Annotated in this window: 19 protein-coding genes; 8 read left to right on the top strand and 11 right to left on the bottom strand. The window is 72.7% G+C overall.

Going from position 1 to position 21,868, the window contains the following annotated elements; translation table 11 throughout:
* Positions 1–58 precede the first annotated feature (58 nt).
* Positions 59–652, top strand: a complete 594-nt coding sequence (locus BJ982_RS27575; RefSeq protein WP_184884788.1) for an alpha/beta hydrolase family protein — start codon at positions 59–61, stop codon at positions 650–652.
* A gap of 5 nt (positions 653–657) precedes the next feature.
* Here the strand turns inward: BJ982_RS27575 and BJ982_RS27570 are convergent, their stop codons facing one another.
* Together BJ982_RS27570 and BJ982_RS27565 are read right to left on the bottom strand one after the other, a co-directional pair.
* Entirely contained in the window at positions 658–858 is a 201-nt protein-coding gene (locus tag BJ982_RS27570; RefSeq protein ID WP_184884786.1) for a DUF5999 family protein, read from the bottom strand.
* 326 nt (positions 859–1,184) lie between these two features.
* Positions 1,185–1,817 carry a TetR/AcrR family transcriptional regulator C-terminal domain-containing protein gene (locus BJ982_RS27565; RefSeq protein ID WP_184884784.1) on the bottom strand — a complete coding sequence of 211 codons (633 nt, stop codon included), beginning with the start codon at positions 1,815–1,817 and terminating at the stop codon, positions 1,185–1,187.
* Positions 1,818–1,978: 161 nt separating this feature from the next.
* Here BJ982_RS27565 and BJ982_RS27560 point away from each other — a divergent pair, with 161 nt between their 5' ends.
* Positions 1,979–2,374, top strand: coding sequence for a hypothetical protein (locus BJ982_RS27560; RefSeq protein ID WP_239122664.1), 396 nt, complete (start codon positions 1,979–1,981; stop codon positions 2,372–2,374).
* Positions 2,375–2,445: 71 nt separating this feature from the next.
* Here BJ982_RS27560 and BJ982_RS39760 read toward each other — a convergent pair whose 3' ends face one another.
* From BJ982_RS39760 to BJ982_RS27545, 3 genes are all read right to left on the bottom strand, one after another.
* Positions 2,446–3,870: an RNA polymerase sigma factor gene (locus BJ982_RS39760; protein ID WP_239122663.1), complete on the bottom strand. Its 1,425-nt coding sequence runs from the start codon at positions 3,868–3,870 to the stop codon at positions 2,446–2,448.
* Between the two features lie 334 nt (positions 3,871–4,204).
* Positions 4,205–4,567 (bottom strand): hypothetical protein, encoded by a 363-nt coding sequence (locus BJ982_RS27550; protein WP_184884781.1) that lies wholly within the window; start codon positions 4,565–4,567, stop codon positions 4,205–4,207.
* Between the two features lie 79 nt (positions 4,568–4,646).
* On the bottom strand, positions 4,647–5,837 hold the full coding sequence (locus BJ982_RS27545) for an AMP-binding protein (protein WP_239122662.1): 1,191 nt from the start codon (positions 5,835–5,837) through the stop codon (positions 4,647–4,649).
* Positions 5,838–6,407: 570 nt separating this feature from the next.
* On the opposite strand from BJ982_RS27545, the gene menD reads away from it, so the two are divergent.
* The gene (menD, locus tag BJ982_RS27540; RefSeq protein ID WP_184884777.1) at positions 6,408–8,060 is read left to right on the top strand and encodes a 2-succinyl-5-enolpyruvyl-6-hydroxy-3-cyclohexene-1-carboxylic-acid synthase; all 1,653 of its coding nucleotides are present in this window, start codon (positions 6,408–6,410) and stop codon (positions 8,058–8,060) included.
* Positions 8,061–8,143: 83 nt separating this feature from the next.
* Here menD and BJ982_RS27535 read toward each other — a convergent pair whose 3' ends face one another.
* Complete coding sequence (locus tag BJ982_RS27535; protein WP_184884776.1) at positions 8,144–8,785, bottom strand: class I SAM-dependent methyltransferase; 642 nt, start codon at positions 8,783–8,785, stop codon at positions 8,144–8,146.
* A gap of 141 nt (positions 8,786–8,926) precedes the next feature.
* Here BJ982_RS27535 and BJ982_RS27530 point away from each other — a divergent pair, with 141 nt between their 5' ends.
* Complete coding sequence (locus tag BJ982_RS27530; protein ID WP_184884774.1) at positions 8,927–9,583, top strand: DedA family protein; 657 nt, start codon at positions 8,927–8,929, stop codon at positions 9,581–9,583.
* Here the strand turns inward: BJ982_RS27530 and BJ982_RS27525 are convergent.
* The 3 genes from BJ982_RS27525 to BJ982_RS27515 all read right to left on the bottom strand — a co-directional run bounded on the left by BJ982_RS27525 (position 9,550) and on the right by BJ982_RS27515 (position 14,883).
* Positions 9,550–10,287: a GntR family transcriptional regulator gene (locus BJ982_RS27525; protein ID WP_184884772.1), complete on the bottom strand. Its 738-nt coding sequence runs from the start codon at positions 10,285–10,287 to the stop codon at positions 9,550–9,552. The two genes, BJ982_RS27530 and BJ982_RS27525, sit on opposite strands and share 34 nt — an antisense overlap.
* A gap of 136 nt (positions 10,288–10,423) precedes the next feature.
* A complete protein-coding gene (locus BJ982_RS27520) occupies positions 10,424–10,711 on the bottom strand; it encodes an STAS domain-containing protein (protein ID WP_184884770.1) in 288 nt (95 codons plus the stop codon).
* Positions 10,711–14,883 (bottom strand): SpoIIE family protein phosphatase, encoded by a 4,173-nt coding sequence (locus tag BJ982_RS27515; protein ID WP_239122661.1) that lies wholly within the window; start codon positions 14,881–14,883, stop codon positions 10,711–10,713. Before BJ982_RS27515 ends, BJ982_RS27520 begins: the two co-directional genes overlap by 1 nt.
* A gap of 253 nt (positions 14,884–15,136) precedes the next feature.
* On the opposite strand from BJ982_RS27515, the gene BJ982_RS27510 reads away from it, so the two are divergent.
* The 4 genes from BJ982_RS27510 (at position 15,137) to BJ982_RS27495 (ending at position 19,158) form a co-directional block, all read left to right on the top strand.
* Positions 15,137–16,411, top strand: a complete 1,275-nt coding sequence (locus BJ982_RS27510; RefSeq protein WP_184884768.1) for a PP2C family protein-serine/threonine phosphatase — start codon at positions 15,137–15,139, stop codon at positions 16,409–16,411.
* A complete protein-coding gene (locus BJ982_RS27505) occupies positions 16,390–16,746 on the top strand; it encodes an STAS domain-containing protein (protein ID WP_239122660.1) in 357 nt (118 codons plus the stop codon). The genes BJ982_RS27510 and BJ982_RS27505 overlap by 22 nt, the downstream gene beginning before the upstream one ends.
* A gap of 154 nt (positions 16,747–16,900) precedes the next feature.
* Positions 16,901–17,659: a hypothetical protein gene (locus BJ982_RS27500; protein WP_184884766.1), complete on the top strand. Its 759-nt coding sequence runs from the start codon at positions 16,901–16,903 to the stop codon at positions 17,657–17,659.
* Between the two features lie 491 nt (positions 17,660–18,150).
* Entirely contained in the window at positions 18,151–19,158 is a 1,008-nt protein-coding gene (locus BJ982_RS27495; RefSeq protein ID WP_184884764.1) for an RNA polymerase subunit sigma-70, read from the top strand.
* A 324-nt stretch (positions 19,159–19,482) separates the two neighbouring features.
* Here the strand turns inward: BJ982_RS27495 and BJ982_RS27490 are convergent, their stop codons facing one another.
* Positions 19,483–20,067, bottom strand: coding sequence for a dihydrofolate reductase family protein (locus tag BJ982_RS27490; RefSeq protein ID WP_184889389.1), 585 nt, complete (start codon positions 20,065–20,067; stop codon positions 19,483–19,485).
* A gap of 511 nt (positions 20,068–20,578) precedes the next feature.
* Entirely contained in the window at positions 20,579–21,808 is a 1,230-nt protein-coding gene (locus tag BJ982_RS27485; RefSeq protein ID WP_239122649.1) for an isochorismate synthase, read from the bottom strand.
* Positions 21,809–21,868 lie beyond the last annotated feature (60 nt).

The following is a 21,868-nucleotide window of genomic DNA, read 5'->3' as shown; positions in this document are numbered from 1 at the left end:
CGGCCGAGGACATCCCCCGCGAGAAGTAGCGGCGTCCTCCGCAGGTACGGTGTGGGCCATGCGCATCGTGACGCCGAGCGGCCCGGCGATCGTGGAGGTCGACGAGGCCCCCGGTTCGCGGTTCCTGTTCGTGCTCACCCACGGGTCCGCCGGGGGCGTGGAGTCGCCCGACCTGCTGGCGGTGCGCGACGCCGTCACCGGCGTCGGCGGAACGGTGGCGCGGGTGCTGCAGCCGTTCCGGGTGGCCGGGGCCCGGGCCCCAGGGTCGGCCGTCCGCCAGGACGAGGCGTGGACGGCTCTGGTGGCCGAGCTGCGGCGCCGGTATCCCGGGCTGGCCCTCGTGCAGGGAGGGCGGAGCAACGGGGCACGGGTGGCCTGCAGGACCGCGCGCGCCGCCGGGGCGGAGGCCGTGGTGGCGCTGGCCTTCCCGCTGCGCCCGCCGGGCAGGCCCGACCGCTCACGGGCCGGTGAACTGCGCGAGGCGGGCGTGGAGGTGCTCGTGGTGAACGGCGACCGCGATCCCTTCGGCGTGCCCGACGCCGCGGACGCCGCCAAGCTGGTCGTGCTGCCGGGTGAGGCGCACGAGTTCAAGAAAAACCCCGCCCGGGTGGGCGAGGTGGTCGCGGAGTGGCTCGGCCCCCGTTACGCGTGAGGGTGTCAGGCCGCGCTGATCGCGAGGTCGGTGGGGCGGTGCGGGGCGATGATCGCGCCGTCGGGCAGGAGCTCCCCGGTGTCCTCGAAAAGCACGATGCCGTTGCACAACAGGCTCCACCCCTGCTCAGGGTGTGCCGCGATCGTGCGGGCGGCTTCGCGGTCCGGCGCGGTGGTGCTCGGACAGGACGGCTCATGCGGGCACATCGGCGTGCCTCCGGATCTCTCTCTCGGTCTGGTGTCCGGCCGGGGTTCTCGGCGTGGGCGCCTTCGCCCGCTCCGATTCCCCCGCCCCCGTCGGACGGGGCCGAACGCTTTGCTGTCGATGTGTGTGCTGGCACACACTTACAGAGTAAGTGTGCTGCGGGTCACACGCGGGCGACATAGCCCATTAGGACGGTTTAGATCCTTCGATTAGGGGGGTCAAGGGGGCCGGCAGGGCTGGTCTCATGCGGTGTGACCTGCGGCACAAGCGTGCCCCAGCCAAGATAACGGTCTCAATACGACTCGCCGCCGAACGGATAAACGTATGGTTACGCCGGGGCGAGCCCCCTGAGCACGGCCTCCAGGCCCCGCTCGAAGGCGTCCACGGCCTCCTCGGCCGGTTCGGCGCCCTCCCGCCCCGCGAGGGCCGCCGTCCCGGAACCCGGGCCGGGGTGGGGGAGGGCGTCCTCGTCGTCGTCCGCGGGGCCCGCGGCCCAGCCGGAGCGCTGGATCTCCACCGCCACGCTGCCCATCACGAAGGCCCGCAGGGTGCGCACGGCGCGCGGCGCGTCGTCCAGGCCCGCCTCGGCGAGCTGCTGGGTCTGCTCGCGGATCGCCGTCAGCGCGGTGCCCCGGGGAGGCTTGGTCAGTGCCAGGGCCAGCACGCCGGGGTGGTCGAGCAGGGCCGTCCTGGCGGCGCGGGCCCACGCGCGGGCCACCTCCTGCCAGCTCGCCGCGCCGGACGGCTCGACCGCGACGGTGGTGACGTGCTCGGCCAGCGCGTCCATCAGCGCCTCCTTGCCGCGCGGCAGGTGGTGGTAGATGGCCATCGCCTCCACCTGCAGCGCGTCGCCGAGACGCCGCATGGTCAGCCGCCGCAGGCCCTGGCCGTCGGCGATGTGGAGCGCCGCCTCGATGATGCGCTCGCGGGACAGGGGAACGGGAGGTCGTTTCGCCGGCATGCCGCCATGATCCACAATATGACTTACTTTGTAAAGGCCGCCGCGCCGGTCCGCGAACCCGGCCGCTCCCGGAGCGGCGTACGCTAGGGCGTGCGACAAGCGCCGGATCACCGGCGAAAAGGCCGAGAAAGGGCAGCGCGATGGCGTTTTTCCGTCCGAGGGTGAGCCGGGAGGCGGAGGTCAGGCACCACGCCGACCAGGAGGTCGGGAAGGGCTTCGCCCAGGTGCTCCACAAGGCGCGCGAGGCCGAGCGCGAGCTGCGCCGGGCGCAGGCCGAGGGCGCGGGCACCGCCGAGCTGCGCGCCGCGGGCCTGGCCTTCGACCGCGCGCTGACCGACGCGCTGCGCACCGCTGAGGCGGCCCGCCGGGCGACTCTCGGCGTGCGCGCCTACGACGACCGCATCCGCCGCCGCAAGGGGGTCGCCACCCCCGAGGGCGCCAAGTGGACCGCCGAGGTCGACCGCCTGCGCACCCTGCGCGAGGAGAACCGCCTCACCGGCATCGTCCGCGCCCCGCGCGCCTACCCCTCCGGCGCCGGCACCGCCCCCACGCACTAGAGGAACGGCCCCGGAAACGGTCCGGCCGGCTCGGGTGGACCGAGCCGGCCGGGATGAACGGTAGGCGGGGGTCAGCTCGCCCAGTCGAGCAGGGGTCGGGTGTTGCTCGGGTGGCGGAGCTTGGAGAGGGACTCCTTCTCCAGCTGGCGGATCCGCTCCCGGGTCAGGCCCAGGTGCTTGCCGATCTCGTCCAGCGTGTGCGGCTTGCCGTCGATCAGCCCGAAGCGCAGCGCCATGATCTTGGCCTCGCGCGGGGTCAGGTTGTCCAGCACGCCGCGCAGCTCGGCGCCGAGAAGCTGACGGTCCACGACCTCGGAGGCCTCGGGCGCGTCGACGTCCTCGATCAGGTCGCCGATCGTGGTCTCGCCGTCCTCGCCGATCGTCGCGTTGAGGCTGATCGGCTGGCGGCTGGTGCGCAGGAGCTCCTCGATCTGGTCGGGGGTCTTGTCCAGCTCGACCGCCAGCTCCTCGGGAGTGGGCTCGCGGCCCAGCCGCTGGTGCATGTCGCGCTCGACGCGCGACAGCTTGGACAGCAGCTCCAGTACGTGCACCGGCAGGCGGATCGTGCGCGCCGAGTCGGCGAAACCGCGCTGGATCGCCTGGCGGATCCACCACATGGCGTAGGTGGAGAACTTGTAGCCCTTGGAGTAGTCGAACTTCTCGACCGCGCGGATCAGCCCGAGGTTGCCCTCCTGCACGACGTCCAGCAGGGCCATGCCGCGGTCGGTGTACTTCTTGGCGACCGACACCACCAGGCGGAGGTTGGCCTCCAGCATGTGGTCCTTGGCGCGGCGGCCGTCCTCGACGACCCACCCCAGCTCGGTGCGCTCCTGCTCGCCGGGAGAGCCGGTCTCCAGCTTGTGCTCGGCGTACAGGCCCGCCTCGATGCGCTTGGCCAGCTCGACCTCCTCGGCCGCGGTCAGCAGCGTGCGGCGGCCGATGGACTTGAGGTAGGTGTGCACCGAGTCCCCCATGACCGAGGACTGGTCGTCCAGGTCGAGGGTCTCGTTCTGCAGTTCGGCCTCGTCGGGCTCCTCCCAGGAGTCCTCAGGGCCGGAGACGGGCTCGTCCTTGGGGGCGGGCCGCGCGGGGGCGGGAGGGGCGGCGGTCTTGTGGGCGGCCCGGCCGCGCCGGGGGCGGGCCTCGGCGGTCTCCGCGCCGGCCGCCCGGACGCCGGTGTGCGCGGGCTTGGAGGTGGTGGTGCTGGTCATTGCGCTCTTCACGGTGGTCTTCACTGTGGTGCTCTTACGGGTCTTCCCGGCCGGGGCGCCCACCTGCGGGGCGGCTTCGTTCTCGGTCGCCAGGCTCACGCCGGCCTCGGTGAGCTCGCGCAGGATGGAACGGCCCTTGGCCGGGCCGATCCCCGCCGACGAGAACGCCTCGCGGAGCTCCGCGAGGGAAAGGTGACCCTGCGTCCGGCCTTGGTCGATGATCCGGGCGAGGGTCGTCGCGGGCGCCTCGCTCTCGGCCGGGGCCGCCGCGGTGGTTCTGGGCATGAGCACACCTCCTCCGTCACGGAGTCGTCGGTTTCAGTCGATGGGATGGCGCGGCGTTTCGCGTTCGGCGCACCAGTATCAATAACGCCGGAAGCCGTGGTTTGTTCCCGCCGCCCACAAGACCGTGGTTGATCAACTCCTGTTCCTCGGCTTCGTCGTCCCTGGTGGAATGCCCTCTGCCCCGGATCGGGCCTTCGACACCGCCCGCCGTGCGGGGGGCGTGGGGGCCCTACCTCCGGGGCCGGTCACGGCCGTCGCGCGCGGCGGGCTCCCGGCATGAAAGAAGGCGGGCCGCCGTCCCGGCGCCCGCCTTCCCCGGCTCGCGGCCCCGCCGTCAGCCGCCCGGCTTCTTGGTGGGCGTCTTCTCCGGCGTGAGGACCGGGATCGGCAGCGGCTCGGCGTCCTCCAGGCGCTTCTCGGTCCAGAACTCCGCCACCTTGCGGGGGTCGCCGTTGACGTCGGGGTCGGTGACCACGAACGTCTCCGGCGAGCGGGTCGGCTCGGCGTTCGGGGGGATCTCGGGGCCGGGGATCTGTCCCGGAGCCTCGCCCGGGCCGTAGGTCTCGGAGGTCTTCGACCCGGCCTTGTCGGCCTGTTCCACCCGGCCGGACGCGGCGGCGGCCGCGACGGAGATGCCCCCGGCGAGGACCACACCGGTCACCGCGGCGGAGATCCACATCTTGCGGGTTGGCTTCATCAAGGCGTCCTTCCTGGGTCCAGCTGTCCTTTAAGACGCGCTGGACACTGCTTCCGGTTCCCTTGCCGGGACATTGTGGTCAAGAAAGATCTCTTGTGCCAACAAACCTAGAAATCTCTTCTCTTATCGCGACAAGGTCATGCTTGCCGTTCGGGAGCAGCGGCAGCCGGTCCACCAGCCGCACCGCGCGCGGCGCCGCGTACCCGGGCAGGCGCGTCTTGACGTGCGCGCGCAGCTCCGCCAGCGCCGGGGGAGCGGCGGGGTCGGCCGGGACGACGACCGCCACGACCTCCTGCCCCCACTCCGGGTGCGGCCGGCCGAGCACGACGGCCTCCCGCACGCCCGGGTGCGCGCCCAGCACCCCGGCCACCGTCCCGGCGACGACCTTGCGCCCACCGGTGTTGATCACGTCGTCCGCGCGGCCCAGCACCCGCAGCCGGCCCCCCTCGACCGTCCCCAGGTCCGAGGTCACGTACCAGCCGCCGTCCATGGCCGCCGCCGTCAGGTCGGGCCGCAGCCGGTACCCGGCGAACAGCACCGGCCCGCCGAGGCGGATCCGCCCGTCCGCGCCGGCCGCCACCCGCACGCCCTCCAGCGGGACGCCGTCGTAGACGCACCCCCCGCACGTCTCGCTCATGCCGTACGTGGTCACCACGCGCACGCCCGCGCCCCGGGCGGCCTCCAGAAGGCCGGGCGGGGGCGCGGCGCCGCCGAGCAGGACCGTGCGCAGGCCCGTCAGCGGCACCCCGGCGTCGATCACGCGCCGGAGCTGGGTGGGGACCAGGGAGACGTGGTCGGCGCCCGCGGCGGCCACCGCGCCGGGGGAGAACCGTTCGTGGACCACCGGTTCGGTGCCGCCGAGCAGGGCCCGGACCAGCACCTGCAGGCCGGAGACGTGCGAAGGGGGCAGGCAGCACAGCCAGCGCTCGCCCGGGCGGGCGCCGATCCGCTCCAGCGAGGCGGACGCCGAGGCGACCAGCGCGGCGGCGGGCAGCTCCACCCCCTTGGGCGTGCCCGTGGACCCGCTGGTGGCGATGATCGCCGCGACCGCGCCGTCCGCGGGGACCCCGCCGGGCAGGGCCTCGACGCCCTCGTCCGTGACCAGGTGTGTGGGGCGCAGGGCCGCCAGCGTCGCCCGCAGCGCGGGGCCCGGCAGGGAAGGATCGAGCGGCAGCACGGCCGGGCCGCCGCCGAGGAGCGCCTCGCGGATCTTCTCCACAACCAGCGGGCCGGGAGTGCCGAGTACCGCGTGCACCGGACGCTCACCCACGGTCGTAAGGTTAGTCCCGATGGGAGGCGTCCCTCGCGCGGGGCGCCTCGTGGCCGCGCCGGGCCGAGTGAGGAGCGAGACTGACCGTGTGCACCGTCGACTGCGACCGGCCCGTCGAGCACCACCATCCCGTTCCCGCCAATCCAGTCCGCATCGGTCACGCTCCCGTCGAAGTCGTCCTGGTGGACCCTGTCCGCGTGGGCCGGGTTCGTGTCGAAGCCGGCCGCACGGACCCCGTCCGCGTAGGTCAGGTCCGTGTCGAAGCCGTTCCGGTGGAGCCCCTTCGCGTGGGTCAGGTCCGCGTCGCCCAAGTCCGCGTCGAAATCGTCCGCGTGAAGCCCGTCCGCGTGGGTCACGTCCGCGTCGAGCCTGTCTACGGCTGTTCGGTTCGCGTCGGTCAGGTCGCCATCGAGTCCGTCCGTGTCGGCCGGGTCGGTGTCCATCGGGTCCGCGGCGCCGTGACCCCGTGCCGTTCCCGCTCCTGCGGTCGTCCCTCCGCGCGTCCATGAGGGCACGCCACCCCGTCCCGCAGCCCGTCAGGCGTCGCCGTGCCCGCGTAGGGGAGGCCCGGTGAACCCGGCCACGGCGCTGAGCGGCGTGCTGCTCGACGAGCTGGTGCGCTGCGGGCTCACCGACCTCGTGCTGGCCCCCGGATCCCGGTCGGCGCCGCTCGCCGTCGCCGCCCACGGCGACCCGCGGCTGCGGCTGCACGTGCGCATCGACGAGCGGTCGGCCTCCTTCCTCGCCCTCGGCCTGGCCCGCAGGTCCGAGCGGCCGGTCGCGCTCGTCTGCACCTCGGGCAGCGCCGCCGCCAACTTCCACCCCGCGGTGATCGAGGCGAGTGAGTCCGGCGTCCCGCTCCTGCTGCTGACGGCCGACCGCCCGCCCGAGCTGCGCGGCACCGGCGCCAGCCAGACCATCGACCAGCTCAAGTTGTACGGGCCGTCGGTCCGCTGGTTCGCCGAGGTCGGCGTGCCCGAGGAGCGTCCCGGCCAGGTCGCCTACTGGCGCTCGCTGGCCTGCCGCGCCTACCAGCGCGCCCTCGGCCCCGGCGACCCCGGCCCCGTCCACCTCAACCTGGCCTTCCGCGAGCCGCTGATCCCCGACGGCGACACCTCCTGGTGCGAGCCCCTGGAGGGCGGCGACGGCCCCTGGGTGCGGGCCCGGGTGGCGCCCCCCTCGGCCGGGCTGCACGTCACCCCGACCCGGCGCGGGGTGCTGGTGGTCGGTGACGGCGCCGTCAACGTGCGCCGCCACGTCGCCGCCGCGGGAATGGCCGGCTGGCCGGTGCTGTCGGAGCCCAGCGGCGGCGCCCGCTACGGCGACCACGCCATCTCGACCTACCACTTCCTGCTGGGCGTCCCGGAGTTCGCCGACGCCCACAGCCCCGACGTCGTGGTCACGCTGGGCCGTCCGAGCCTGTCGCGGCCCCTGATGTCGTGGCTCAAACACGCCCAGGAGCACATCGTCGTCAGCCCCGACCTGACGCGCTGGCCCGACCCGACCCGCTCGGCCACCCAGGTCGCCGCCGCCGTCGAGATCGCCGCCGCCTCGGGCGACGACGGCTGGCTGCGCTCCTGGCGCACGGCCGAGGCCGCCGCCCGGCGGGCCGTGGACGCGGTGCTCGACGACAGCGGGCTCAGCGAGCCGCGCCTGGCCAGGGACCTGGCCGAGCTGCTGCCCAACAACGCGCTGCTGTTCACCGGCTCCTCCATGCCGATCAGAGACCTGGACCAGGCGATGCGCCCGCGCAGGGGCCTGCGGCTGATGGCCAACCGCGGCGCCTCGGGCATCGACGGGCTGGTGTCCACCGCCGTCGGCGCGGCCCTGGCGCACAACGGGCCCTCCTACGCCCTGCTCGGCGACCTGACCTTGCTGCACGACCAGAACGGGCTGATCCTCGGGCCGCGCGAGCCGCGTCCGGACCTGTGCCTGGTCGTGGTCAACAACGACGGCGGCGGCATCTTCTCCCTGCTGCCGCAGGCCGCCCTGCCCGACTCCTTCGAGCGCGTCTTCGGCACCCCCCACGGCGTGGACCTGTCGGCCGTCGCCGCCGCCACCGGCACCCCCTACACGCCGCTGGCCACGATCGGCGACCTGCCCAAGGCCATCCGCGGCGAGGGCCTGCGCCTGGTGGAGGCCCGCACCGGCCGCGAGGACAACGCCCGCGTCCACGCCGCCATGCGCGACGCCGCCCACCACGCCGTCCGCGCCCTCGCCTGACCACGGCCCCGCCCGGATCCGGTCGCCGCGCCGGGCCCGGGACCCGCGTGTCGAACGCGGTCAGGCCCGGCGGGCCGAGAAAGTCAGGTCCGGCGCGCCGAGAAGCGGGCGATCGCGCCGTTGAGGCGCACGTCGGCGTCATGGAAACCGGCCGCCTCCAGCATGCGCGCCAGGTCCTCGGCCGTGATCACGGCGCCGAACGCGCCCGCGCGGCGCAGCACGCGGATCAACGCGTCCCGCCGCCACCCGGTCCCGCGCACGACCACCGTGCCCCACAGCGCCCCGCCCGGCCGCAGCACCCGCGCCATCTCGGCCAGCGCCGCGGCCGGGTCGGCGAAGCAGTGCAGCCCCAGCGAGCTGAGGCACCGGTCGAACGCGCCGTCCGCCAGCGGCAACCGGGTCACGTCCGCCTGGAGCAGGCCGGCCAGGCGCAGCCCCCGGCGCCGCGCGCGGTCGCGGGCCCGGCGCAGCATCAGCGCGGAGACGTCCACCGCCACGTAGCCGCCCGCCTCCGGCGTGAGCGCCGTGAAGGCGGTGCCTCCGCCGCACGGCACGTCCAGCACCCGCTCGCCCGCGCCCGGCCTGGCCGCGTCCCGCAGGTCGAGGTAGAAGCGCCGCATGTCGGCGCCCCACAGGAGCCTGCCCCCGGGCGCGCCCAGCCGTTCATGGGTGATCCAGAAGTCGTAGACCCTCGCGATCAGACGCGACCGGCGCCAGTCCGCCATCCGGTGACCTCCTCCCGCCATACCGCCCAAGGCGGCCGTCGTGCCCGCTTTCCTTCAGTATCGGCAGGACACCGTATGGAACCCCCCTAGGGGCCCGCCGCAGGGGAGGGAACGCCCATCGCACGGCATAGGGTGTGAGCCATGCATGTCGATGAGTGGCTCCAGGCGATTCCGGCCATCTGGATCTACGTGATCGTCGGCGGCGTGATCGGCGTGGAGAGCCTGGGCATCCCCTTGCCCGGTGAGGTCGTCCTCGTCAGCGCCGCGCTGCTGTCCGCGCAGCACGTCGTCGACCCGCTGTGGGTGGGGGTGTGCGCCAGCGCGGGCGCCATCATCGGCGACTCCATCGGCTACGCCATCGGCCGCCGGGGCGGGCAGCCGCTGTTCGACCGCCTCGCCCGGCGGTTCCCCAAGCACTTCGGGCCCGCCCACATCGCCAAGGCGCAGCAGGCGTTCGACCGGTGGGGCATGTGGGCGGTCTTCTTCGGGCGTTTCATCGCCCTGCTGCGCATCCTGGCCGGGCCGCTGGCGGGCGCCCTGCACATGCCGTACTGGCGGTTCCTGGTGGCCAACGTGCTCGGCGGCATCACCTGGGCGGGCGGCACCACCGCCGTGATCTACTACCTCGGCATGGCGGCCGACCGGTGGCTCAAGGGCTTCTCCTGGGTGGCGCTGGTCGTCGCCCTGCTGTTCGGCCTGGGCACGACGCTGCTGCTCAAGCGCCGCGCCGCCCGCGTGACCGCCGCCGGGGCCGGGCCGGCCGATCAGCGCTCGATGAGCGTGACCTCCAGCGAGTAGTGCGAGGCGCGGTAGACGTGCGAGCCGTGCTCCACGGCCCTGCCCTGGTCGTCGTAGGTGGTGCGCACCATGGTCAGCAGCGGGGCGCCCCTGCGCTCGTCCAGCAGGCGCGCCTCGGCGGGGGTGGCCGCCCGCGCGCCGATGCGCTGGTTGGCCACCCGCATGCGCACCCCGGCCGCCCGTAGCAGCTCGTACAGGCCGCGTCGCGACAGCACCTCGGAGGTCAGCCCGGCCGCGGCGGGCAGCCAGTTGTGCAGCAGGGCCAGCGGCTCGCCGCCGGCGTAGCGCACCCGCTCCAGGCGCAGCACCTCGGCGCCCGCCGGGACGCCGAGGACCGAGGCGATCTCTTCGTCGGCGCCGACCGGCCCGAGGGACAGCACCTGGGTGGTCGGGTCCTGCCCGGCGCGGCGCAGGTCGTCGTACAGGCTGGTCAGCTCCACCGAGCGCTTGACCTGCCCGTGCACGACCTGGGTGCCGACGCCGCGCTTGCGCACCAGCAGGCCCTTGTCCACGAGGTACTGGATGGCCTGGCGGATCGTCGGGCGTGACAGTCCCAGGCGGTCGGCGAGCAGGATCTCGTTGTCGAGCCGCGCCCCCGGGGCGAGGTCGCCCCGCCGGATGGCCTCGGCGATCTGCTCGGCGACCTGGAAGTACAGCGGCACGGGGCTGGAGCGATCGAGATCGATGTCGAGTGGCGTGCCCATGCCTTCTCCCGGCTCCGTGTGCGATCGCTGACTGATCAGGGTAGCGGACATAAAGATGTCCGGACAAAAACCTCCTCGAACTGATCAGGCAACGGAATCGCACGTCACCCGCCATGCCCCTCCCGCCGAGGGCGGCTCACTCGACGGTGGTGACCTCCGTGAAACCGGAGATCGTCAGGACGGGCGCGATCACCGGGTTGGCGAGGACCCGGATGCGCGCGGCGTGGGAGAACAGGACCGTCAGGCCCGCGCTGTCGAGATACTCCACCGCGCTCAGGTCGACCAGCAGCGCGTCGTCGCCGGCCGACGTGGTCAGCGCGTCGTCCAGGACGCCGGCGTTGCTCATGTCGATCTCGCCGGTGACGGCGAGCACCGGGGTGCCGTCGGGCCGCTCCGAGGCGACCACGGTCAGGGGGGTGGTCATCAGGAGATCCTCGCATGCATGTCGACGGTGGTCCCGGCGGCGCCGGGGTGGATGGTGACCTCCTGCATCAGGGCGCGCATGAGGGCGACGCCGCGGCCGCGATGGGAGTCGGCCTCCAGCCGCGGGGGCTTCCAGAGGCCGGAGTCGGCGACCGTCAGATGCAGGTCGTCGACGGTGGCGACCGCCCGCAGCCGGATCGTGCGGCCGGGGGCGTGGCGGTGCCCGTGCTCGATCGCGTTGGCGCAGGCCTCCCCGGCCGCGACCAGCACGTTCTGGATCATCGAGGGGGTGAGCTGGCAGCGGGCCAGCCAGTCCCGCAGCGCGGTGCGCACCGGGGCGAGCTGGCCGGACTCGGCGGGGAAGGCGACCTCCAGCGGGGCGGGCTGGCGGTACAGCAGCAGGGCGACGTCGTCGTTGAAGCCGCCCTCCGGCGCGAGAATGTTCATCACGTCGGCCGCCAGGTCCTCGATGGGCGTGGTCCGGCCCGCCTGCAGAGCCAGGCCCGCCTGACCGATGCCGGTGGTCAGCGGACGCCGGCGGCGCTCCACCAGGCCGTCGGTGTACAGCAGCAGGGTGGACCGGGGCGGCATGGTGCACCGGGCCTCCGGCCGCGGATGGCCCGGCCGCACGGCCAGCGGGGTCGAGCGGCCGCCCTCCAGGAGCAGGGTGGTCCCGTCGGAGTGGGCGAGGATGCCCGGGGGATGCCCGGCGCTGGAGTACACCAGGTCGCCGGTGGCGGTGTCCAGGATGCCGCAGAAGACGGTGGTGCACTTGGCGCCGGGGACCAGGGCGGCGAACCGGTCGAGGGCGGTGAACACCTGCGCGGGGTCGGCGTCCTGCAGCAGCAGGGCCCGGCAGGCGCTGCGCAACTGCCCCATCACGGCGGCGGCCTCCAGCCCGTGCCCCACGCAGTCGCCGACCACGATCCCGACGCGCTCGCCGTCCAGCGGCACGATGTCGTACCAGTCGCCGCCCACCTCCAGAGGGCGGCCGGCCGGCTCGTAGCGCACGGCGAAGCCCGCCGGCAGCCGGGACGGGCCGAGGATGGCGCGCTGGAGGGCCACGGCCGCCGCGCGCTGCCGGTCGAGCTGGTGGACGCGGTGCAGGCCCTGGCCGAGGTGCCCGGCCAGCAGCGCCAGCAGGGTCTGGTCCTCCCGGGTGAAGGGCCGGTTCCTGCCCAGGTCGACCCAGATGGTCAGCAGGCCCTCGGGATGCTCCAGGGTGATGCCGGCCCCGCCCGCCTCGGCGGCGACCGGACGCAGTGGCGCCTGCTCGCGCAGGGCCGTCAGCCGCTCGCGCACCGTGTCCGGCAGGTCCTGCCAGCCGTCGCCCGGCGGCGCGCAGAAGACCTCCGGCGGGGCGTCGTCGTTCCACACCGCCGCCGGGATCTGCCGGGCCTGCCAGACCTCCCGCAGCGCCTCCAGCCCCCCGCGCAGGGCGTCGCCGAGGTCGTCGGCCTGGGAGACGCGCACGCTGAGCGCGGCCAGCGCGCTCTCCCGCTGCACCAGGTAACGGTCGGAGGTGACGTCGCGCAGGGTGCCCACGACCCGGCGCCGGCCGGTGTCGGGGTCGATGACGTCGTTGTAGGTGACCGCGACCCAGATCCGGTGCCCGTCCCGGTGGGTGACGGGGATCACGCAGTTCCCCCGGCCCTCGCCGACCATCCGGGCGAACGCCTCGGCGGTGATCGCGAAGGCCTGCGGGTCGTCGTCCTCGTCCGGCCACCAGGGGTGCAGGGGAGTGTAGGGCAGCCCGTCGGCCCCGTAGCCCAGGATGTCGGTGAACGCCGCGTTGATCTCGATCACCGCGCCGGTGTCGTCGGCGACGAAGAACGCCTCCTGCAGGGAGTCGATCATCGCGTTGCGCCAGCGGGTGTGGTGGTTGCGCATCCGGGACAACTCCACCGTGGCACGGACCCGCGCCAGGAGCTCCGCGGCGGAGAACGGCTTGACCAGGTAGTCGTCCGCGCCCGCCTCCAGGCCCTCGATGGCGGCCTCCTGCCCGGCGCGGGCCGACAGCAGCAGCACCGGCACCCCGGCGGTACGCGGATCGGACCGCAGCGCCGCGACCAGGGCCAGGCCGTCGAGGCGGGGCATCATCACGTCGCTCACCACGAGATCGGGCATCTCCGCGCGCACGACGTCCAAAGCCAGCAGCCCGTCACCGACGGCGCCGACCAGGTACCCGGCGCCCTTGAGAAGGCGGGACAGGTACTCGCGCATGTCGGCGTTGTCGTCGGCGATCAGCACCCGGACCTGCGCGCCGGGATCGGCGCCGGCGGGGCGGACGCCGGGGGAGACGCCGGGGGCGGCGGTGTCCTCGGCGCCCGGTTGCTCCCCGGGGAGCCAGCGCAACGCCTCCTCGACGAACGGCCCGGCGGTGCCCGAGACCGCCTCCGTCGCGCCGGGGGAGACCAGGCTGTCGGCCGGCAGGTGGGCGGACCCGACCGGCAGCCGGATGGTGAAGGTCGTGCCCTCGCCCTCGGCGCTGTCGGCGGTGATGGTGCCGCCGTGCAGGCCGACCAGCTCCTGGACGAGGGCCAGGCCGATGCCGCTGCCCTCGTTGGAGCGCGACCGGGCGCTCTCGATGCGGTGGAACCGCTCGAACAGCCGCGGCAGCTCCTGCGGCGGGATGCCGATGCCGGTGTCGGTGATCGTCACCACCGCGTGGGCGTCCTCCTCGCGCACCGTGACGCCGACCGAGCCGTCGAAGGTGAACTTCAGCGCGTTGCTCAGCAGGTTGAGCACCACCTTCTCCCACATGCCCCTGTCGATGTACACCGGCTCGGCCATCGGAGGGCAGTCCACCGCGAAGGTCAGGCCGGCCTTGTCGATCGCGGAGCGGAAGACGCTGGCCAGCTCGGCGGTCACCGCCGCCAGGTCCACCGGCTCGTAGCGCGCCTGCATGCGCCCGGCCTCGATGCGGGAGAAGTCGAGCAGGGTGTTGACGAGCTTGCCCAGGCGCAGGCCGTTGCGGTGGACCAGCTCCAGGTCCTGGCGCACCTCCTCCCCGGCGCCGGCCAGCGTGTTCCGCAGCTCACGCACCGGCCCCATGATCAGGGTCAGGGGGGTGCGGAACTCGTGGCTGATGTTGGAGAAGAAGACGGTCTTGGCGCGGTCCAGCTCGGCCAGCTCCTCCGCGCGCCGCTGCTGGGCCTCGTACCCGCGGGCGCTGGCGACCCCCGCCGCGACATGCCCGGCGGCCAGCTCGACGAACCCGCGGTAGGAGTCGTCCAGCGGCCGGTACCGGTTGAGCGCGGCCACCAGGAACCCGTACGGCGCGCCGCCCTGCCGCAGCAGCGGCACCACCAGCGCCTGCGCGGGCGGCTCCGGCCAGTCACCCGACGGCAGACCGGCGAACGCGGGGCCGTCGAGCGGCACGAGCACCGACTCGCCCCGGGCCAGCGCCGCCGCGGGCCACACCCCGCCGGGCTCGTCGAGCGTCAGGGCGACGGGGGCGGCCGGGTGCCCGGCGCCGATCCCCGTCGCCCCCGCCAGCCGCGCGCCGCCGTCCTCGTCGAGCAGGTAGGTCAGGGTGAACGGCAGGTCCTGCAGGTTGCGGCCGAGCTGCCGGCAGGCGAAGGACAGCATCTCCTGCTCGGTGCGGACCACGCTCGGATCGGAGCCGAGGTCCCGCAGCGTCGCCATCCGCCGCTCGCCGATCACCCGCTCGGTGTCCTCGCTGACGACGCACAGCATGCCGACCACCGCGCCGGAGTCGTCGCGCAGCGGACTGTAGGAGAAGGTGTGGTAGCTCTCCTCGGGGTAGCCGGCCCGCTCCAGGAACAGCAGCAGCGCCTCGTCCCAGGTCGCCTCCCCCGTGGCCAGCACGGCGTCGATGCGCGGGCCGATGTCGTCCCAGATCTCCGCCCACACCTCACTCGCGGGCCGGCCCAGCGCCCACGGGTACTTGCGGCCCAGGGTGTCGCGGCGGTAGGCGGCGTTGCAGAAGAACGTCAACCGCGGCCCCCATGCCATCCACATGGAGAACCGCGACGACAGGACGATGCTCACCGCCGTCCGCAGGCTCTGCGGCCACCCGTCCGGCGGCCCGAGCGGGGTCGCCCCCCAGTCCACCATCGCCAGATCCCGGCCGACCTCGTCCTCGACGGTGAAGATGTCGGCCCCGTCCATCGTCACCGGCCGGTCCTCGGCGTCGTCACAGTGCGTCACCTGACACCCCTTCGCTCACGCCGAGCCCTGCCCCCCGAGGCGGTCTTATCACCACGGTCCTCGCCGCGGTCGCCGACCTGGTCACCGTCCCGCGGGCACCGGCCCCCGACCGGCCCGGCCCGGTCGTGCGAGGACCAGCTCAACGGTTACGTAGAATAGGGCAAATCGCTCTAGGCCCTGTGTCCGCCTCAAGGAGCTCGGTGGAAGGGAGCCTGACGTCAGCACCGCCGACGAAGCCCGCCGGTCGCCGGCCGTGCGCCGCCACGCGATCCCCGACGCCCCCGGCGACGACGTCCTGGACCGGGTCGCCTCGCTGGCCGCGCGCATATTCCGCGCCCCCATGGCCACCGTCACCCTCGTCGACGACCAGTGGGTCCGCTGCTGCGCCGCCCACGGCACCCCGGCGCAGACCCGCCCGAGCAGACGCGATGTGAGCCTGTGCGCCGCGGCCGCCGACCACGACGGCGTCCTGGTCATCCCCGACACCGACGCCGACCCGCGCGTCGCGGCCGACCCGATGGTCGGCGGCGTGCCCGGCGTCCGCTTCTACGCCGCGGCCCCCATGGTCACCCCCGGCGGCCACCGCCTGGGCAGCGTCAACGTCATGGACGTCCGCCCCCGGCAGGCGGACGCCGAGGAGCTCGGCGCGCTGCGGGATCTGGCCGCCCTGGTGACCAACGAGCTGGAACTGCGGCTGGCCGCCGCCCGCGTGGTCGCCGCCGAACGCGAGATGCGCGCCGACGCCGAACGCCTGGCCCGCATCCTGCAGCGCACGCTGCTGCCCCCGGCGCTGCCCCAGGTGCCGGGCCTCTCCGCGGCCGCCGCCTACCACCCCTACTCCGCCGACGAGGTCGGCGGGGACTTCTACGACCTGTTCCCCCTCGACGGCAACCGCTGGGGATTCTTCCTCGGGGACGTCTGCGGCAAGGGCGCCGGCGCCGCCGTCCTGACCTCCCTGGTCCGGTACACGCTGCGCGCCGCCGCCGTCTACGACCCCGACCCGTGCCGGGTCCTTGCCAACCTGGACGCCGTGCTGCAGCAGGAGCACGCCGGCGGCGCCGCGCCGCCGTACTGCACCGCCGTCTTCGGGGTCCTGGAACCGGCCGCGGACGGGTTCCTCGTCACGCTCGCGGGCGGGGGACACCCTCCCGCCCTGGTCGTACGCGCCGGCGGCGGCGTCGAGGCGCTGCGCACCGAGGGCGGGCAGCTCATCGGCATCCTGCGCGAGCCCCGATTCGTGCAGGTGAGCACGCGCCTCCGCCCCGGAGACGCGATGCTGCTGTACACCGACGGTCTCACCGAGGCCCGTACCGAGGCCGGGTCCCGGCTGGACGAGGAGGGGCTCGCCGCCTACCTCGCCCCCGCCGCGCCCGCCGACGCCGACGACCTCCTCGCCGCGGTGCATAAACTGATCGGGTCCCTGGGCGAGGGCGTCTCGGACGACACCGCGGTGCTCGCCCTGTCCGTTCCCGTCCGCTCGACGACCGCAGCCCCTCAGGAGCCTTGGTGCCGCATGACCACGCTCTGACCGTCACCCTTCAGCCGTACTCGCCTCGCCTGCAGGTGCTGGTAGTGGCCGGGGACCTGGATCACCACACCACCCGCCGCCTGCGGGCGGCCCTCGACGAGCTGACGCTGGCCGCCGGCGACGCGCTGGTCATCGACCTGTCGGCCCTGACCTTCTGCGACTCCACCGGCATCTCGATCCTGATCGCCGCCCACCAGCGCGCCCAGCAGGCCGGCGCCGCGCTGGGCCTGGCCGCACTGGACTCCGACATCGCCCACATCTTCCAGATCATGGGCCTGGACCGCCTGTTCTCCTTCTACGAGACCACCGACAAGGCCATCGCCGCCCTGCGGTGATCCGGTCCCGCTCACGCGTCCCGCGCCGGACCACGGCATACGGGTCTGTGACCCGCCCTCCTCCTCGCACGATGAAACATTCTCACGTAGAGTCGCCGATCGTAAGCGAAGGGTCATGATCCACCGGTAGTGTTCGTGGCGGAAGGAGATGAGAATGTCATATGCCGATCTTGAACAGCGCGTTACCCGAATCGAGGGCAGGCTCGACGAGATGCACAACCAGACCGTGGCCATGACCTATGTGGCCGACGAGGCGAAGCGTACCTCGGAGACGGCGCGCGAGTTCTACACGCTCATCGTCAAGGACATCAAGGGCATCCGGGAGCAGCAGAAAGTCCACACGTCGCTCTTCGAGCACCAGACCAAGATCCTGGACCACGTCGCGACCACCGTCGCCGGACACACCAGAATCCTGGAGGAGCACTCCAAGAAGTTCGACGAGCACAGTGCCAAGCTCGACGTGCTCACGGCCACGGTCGATGGGCACACCAGGAAGCTGGACGAGCACAGTGCCAAGCTTGACGTGCTCACGGCTACGGTCGATGGGCACACCAGGAAGCTGGACGAGCACAGTGCGAAGCTTGATGTGCTCACGGCCACGGTGGACGGGCACACCAAGAAGCTTGATGTGCTCACGGCTACGGTCGATGGGCACACCAGGAAGCTGGACGAGCACAGTGCGAAGCTTGATGTGCTCACGGCCACGGTGGACGGGCACACCAAGAAGCTTGATGTGCTCACGGCCACGGTCGATGGGCACACCAGGAAGCTGGACGAGCACAGTGCCAAGCTTGACGTGCTCACGGCCACGGTCGATGGGCACACCAAGAAGCTGGACGAGCACAGTGCCAAGCTCGACGATCACGGTGGGAAGCTGGACGAGATCCTCCGTATCGTGCGCAAGCTGAGTTGAGAAACCAGGTCTTCCCCCGGCCCGGTGAGGTGATCTCGCCGGGCCTGTTTGCTGGGTGCCGGTAAGAAACGTGTCATGAGCCCCGAACAAGCTTGATCGTCTTGCGGGACTTGCGTTGCATAAGCGAACACCTATGAAACACCGCCGGCATCGACGGGCCCTACAGCTTCACCTACCCGACCTCGGCGGCAGTCGCTGTCCGTTGCGTGACCCGGACGCCGAAGACGCGTGGGGCTTGCCGCTGGCTGGCAGGGATCGGCCGCTGCACTGGGCGATCAACCAGAGCAGCCATATCCGCCCGATCCTTCCCCCGTACCACGGGGACCCCCACCTCGACATCGAGGCGCGCCCGACCTGAACACGTCCCCTGGACCGGCCCGACCCATCCGGCCTGACGAACGGCCCGGTGTCAGCGGCTTCACCGCTCAGAAATACTCCACCATGTCGTCAGTTCTGGTAGCCCCTCGCCACCTGCGGAAGGATTGACGACCATGACCGACGCCAGACTGCCAGGCGACGACAAGGCCGCGTTCATCGCGGCGGCCCGTTCGAATGACGCGGCACAGTTCGCGCTCATCACGGAGCCCTACCGGCGTGAGCTGCAGGTGCACTGCTACCGGATGCTCGCGAACTACGAGGACGCCCAGGACATGACGCAGGAGACGTTCCTGCGGGTGTGGAACAAGCGGGAGTCGTTCAAGGGCCACGCTGCGCTGCGGACCTGGCTGTACCGGATCGCGACGAACGCCTGCCTCGACTTCCTGGAGAAGCGCAACGACCGCACTCCCGTGCCCGCCGAGCTGCCGGGAGCGGGCTCGGAAGTGCACTACCTGCAGCCCTACCCGGACCGGATGCTCCCGGAGGATCCGCAGGAATCGGTGGTGGCCCGGGAGACGATCGAGCTGGCGTTCATCGTCGCCGTCCAGCACCTGCCGCCGCGGCAGCGGGCGGTGTTCATCCTGCGCGACGTCCTCGGCTGGCCTGCGCCGAAGGCCGCCGACGCCCTCGAGCTGACCGTCGCATCGGTGACCAGCGCACTGCAGCGGGCGCGCGTGACGATGCGCGAGCAGCTGCCCGACCGCCGCCTCGACTGGCGGCGCCCTGCCACGCACGAGCTGTCGGATGACGAGCGCGACGTGGTGAAGTCGTATATCGACGCCCATGAGCGCAACGACCTCGACGGGCTGATGGCCCTGCTGCGCGACGACCTGCGCTTCGCGATGCTGCCCGATCCGGGCACCTTGATCGTCACGGCCAAGGACGCGGTGGACGGCTGGGTCTCCGGTGGGCTCTTCCAGCGCGGCCACGACGACTGGCGCTGCATCGCCACGACGGTCAACCGCATGCCTGCCGCCGCGCTGTACCTCCGCACTCCCGACGACCCGGAATACCGTTTGTTCGCCATCGCGGTCCTGCGCATCGTCGACGGGAAGATCGCCGAGCTCACCGGATTCGACGCCACCGACAAGCCATGGCTCAGCCTGCCCGCGACGCTGTGATCCGACAAGTCCCCATCATCGACGAGTCCGGCGCACGGACCGGCGTCACCGAAGTCACCGCGGAATGAGCACCCCGACCAGCTGAACACCAACGCGGGGACGCGAACACCACCGCCCCGCCGGCGTTGCCGGCGGGGCATTCCTATGCCCGAAGAACATCGTCACGATCAACGACGCCGTCGTCCTCATCTTCGGCGAGCCGGTCAACAGCTCACTCGGAACGCAAGGAAGGGCCGGGAGAGGTTCCCTCATCGCCGAGGGGCACGGTGAGCACGCAAGGAAGGATTTCGGCCTGGCCTTACGAGCCGAGCATCTGGCCCGTGCTCATCGCCTCCTCTCGTATCGGGTCAGCACCACGCCGCCGGGAAATGTCCGCGTCTCGACCAGCTTCAGGTTCACCCAGCTGTCCAGCGCGGTGAAGAACGGCGTGCCGCCGCCCACCAGGACCGGCACGGTGACCAGCGCGTACTCGTCGATCAGCCCGGCCCGCATGGCCGCCCCGGCGAGCGTCGCGCCGCCGATGTCCATCGGGCCGCCGTCCTCGGCCCTGAGCCGGGCGATCTCGGCGACCGCGTCGCCGGTGACCAGGCGGGTGTTCCAGTCGACCTTGTCGATCGTCGATGAGAACACCACCTTCGGCATGTCCCGCCAGAGGCGCGCGAACTCGATCTCCGCCGGGGTGGCGTTGGGCAGCTGGTCGCCGGTCGGCCAGTGGGAGCTCATCGTCTCCCACAGCTTGCGCCCGTACAGCGACAGCTCGCTCGCCCGCATCTGGTCGTACCACCACTGGAACAGCTCGGCGCTCAGCGACGAGTCCGGCCCCTCCCCTCCACTCCAGCCGATGTCGTCGCCGGTCGCGGCGATGTAGCCGTCCAGGGTCACGTTCATGCCGAAGATCAGTTTCCGCATCATGCAGCCTCTCGTGAGTCGATCTCACACGTACAGACGGGCGCGGCGCGGAAACCTAATCGGTGCGCGATCCGCGTCCGCAGGTAGTTCTCGCGTTCCGGACTCAGCACGGCGTACTCGGCGGGCTGGAGCACCGCTGACCGGATCTCGACTTCACCCGCGCAAACGCCTGGTCACACAGCTGCAGCACCGTGCCCTCTCACCGCGCTGAAGATCGCTGAGCAGTTCCCGACGCTGGGCGTCTCGCTCGGCGACCAGCGGCCGCACGTGCGCCACCGCGGTCGTGTGGGTGCGAAAAACGCGGGTGCGTGCGGATCTGACTGTGGTGGTACTCGATCGTGGAGCCGGACCACTCGTAGAAGCCGAGCTCGGAGGCGGGAACCTGAACCTGCTTGGCCACGTGCTCGACCACGTCGTCCGGCACCGCTGGTTGGGGCTCATGCGCACCCCTTGTTGTCCGGGGAGCTCCTGGCTCGGCAAGAGTCCGTAAGGGGAGCGCCCAAGGAGGAGGTCAGCCCTCCAGGGCTTGGCGCATGACGCGGAACTTGGCCTGGGCTTCGGTGAGTTCGGACTCGGGGTCGGAGCCGCCCATGATGCCGCAGCCGGCGAACAGCCGGGCCCGGCGGCCCTCGATCTGGGCGCAGCGCAGGGCGATGCCCCACTCGCCGTCGCCGCGGGCGTCGATCCAGCCGACCGGGCCCGCGTACCCGCCGCGGTCCATGCCCTCCAGCTCGCGGATCACCTCCAGCGCGACCGCCGTCGGCGTGCCGCCGACGGCCGCGGTCGGATGCATGGCGGCCACGACGTCCAGCACCGAGGCGCCGTCGGCCAGCCGCCCCCGCACCCGGCTGGCCAGGTGCTGGACGTTGGGCAGCACCAGCAGCTCGGGCTCGTCGGGCACCGACAACGTCGCGCACAACGGGGTCAGCGCCTCGCGCACCGAGGCGACCGCGCAGGCGTGCTCGTGCCGGTCCTTGGGCGAGGCGAACAGCGCCGCCCCCTGGGCGCGGTCACCGGCCGGGGTGGCGCCCCGGTAGGTGGTGCCGGCCAGCACCAGCGACTCGATCGACTCACCGGTGTGCCGCACCAGCAGCTCGGGGGTGGCGCCGACCAGCCCGGCGCAGGAGAAGGTGTAGCAGTCGGGGTAGGCGCGGGCCAGGCGGTCCAGCAGCACGCGCGGGTCGATGTCACGCTCGGCGGTGGCCACCAGGTCGCGGGCCAGCACGACCTTCTCCAGCCGCCCGGACCGGATCTCCTTCACCGCGCGGGCCACCGCGTGCTGCCACTCCGGCGCGGTCAGCGTGCCGTCGCCGTACACCACCCGGCCGGGGGGAGTGGCGGGCGCCATGAGGTCGATGGGGGCCTCGCCGACGGTGGTCAGCCACGCCCGGCCGTTCCTGCGGCCGAGCACGACGCGCGGCACGACCAGCACCGACCCGGCGGCGTCGGGGTCGAAGGTGAAGGACCCGAACGCGACCGGCCCCGAGCCGGGCACGTGGACGTCGTCGTCGATGTGGGCCTCGCCGAACACCGTGCCCAGCCAGCGGCGCGCCCAGTCGAAGCGTCCCGCGCCGGGGGGGACGGCGACCCGGGCGGCCTCGCCCCAGGCCACCAGCCCTTCGCCCTGGTGGACCCAGGCGTACGGCGGGGCCTGCGGCAGTCGCGCGATCAGGTCTTCGGGGTGGTGGACGGGGACGGTACGAACCAGCGGGGGGCGGGTTATCCCGAGCGCGACACTCACTCTGCCCACCTTATTCGGAAACTGAACGCGTTCGACATCGGGTGCCGGTATGGGCGTACC

It is taken from the genome of Sphaerisporangium siamense (genome assembly GCF_014205275.1).
Taxonomy (GTDB): Bacteria; Actinomycetota; Actinomycetes; order Streptosporangiales; family Streptosporangiaceae; genus Sphaerisporangium; species Sphaerisporangium siamense.
This window is presented reverse-complemented; position numbering and strand designations above follow the sequence as displayed.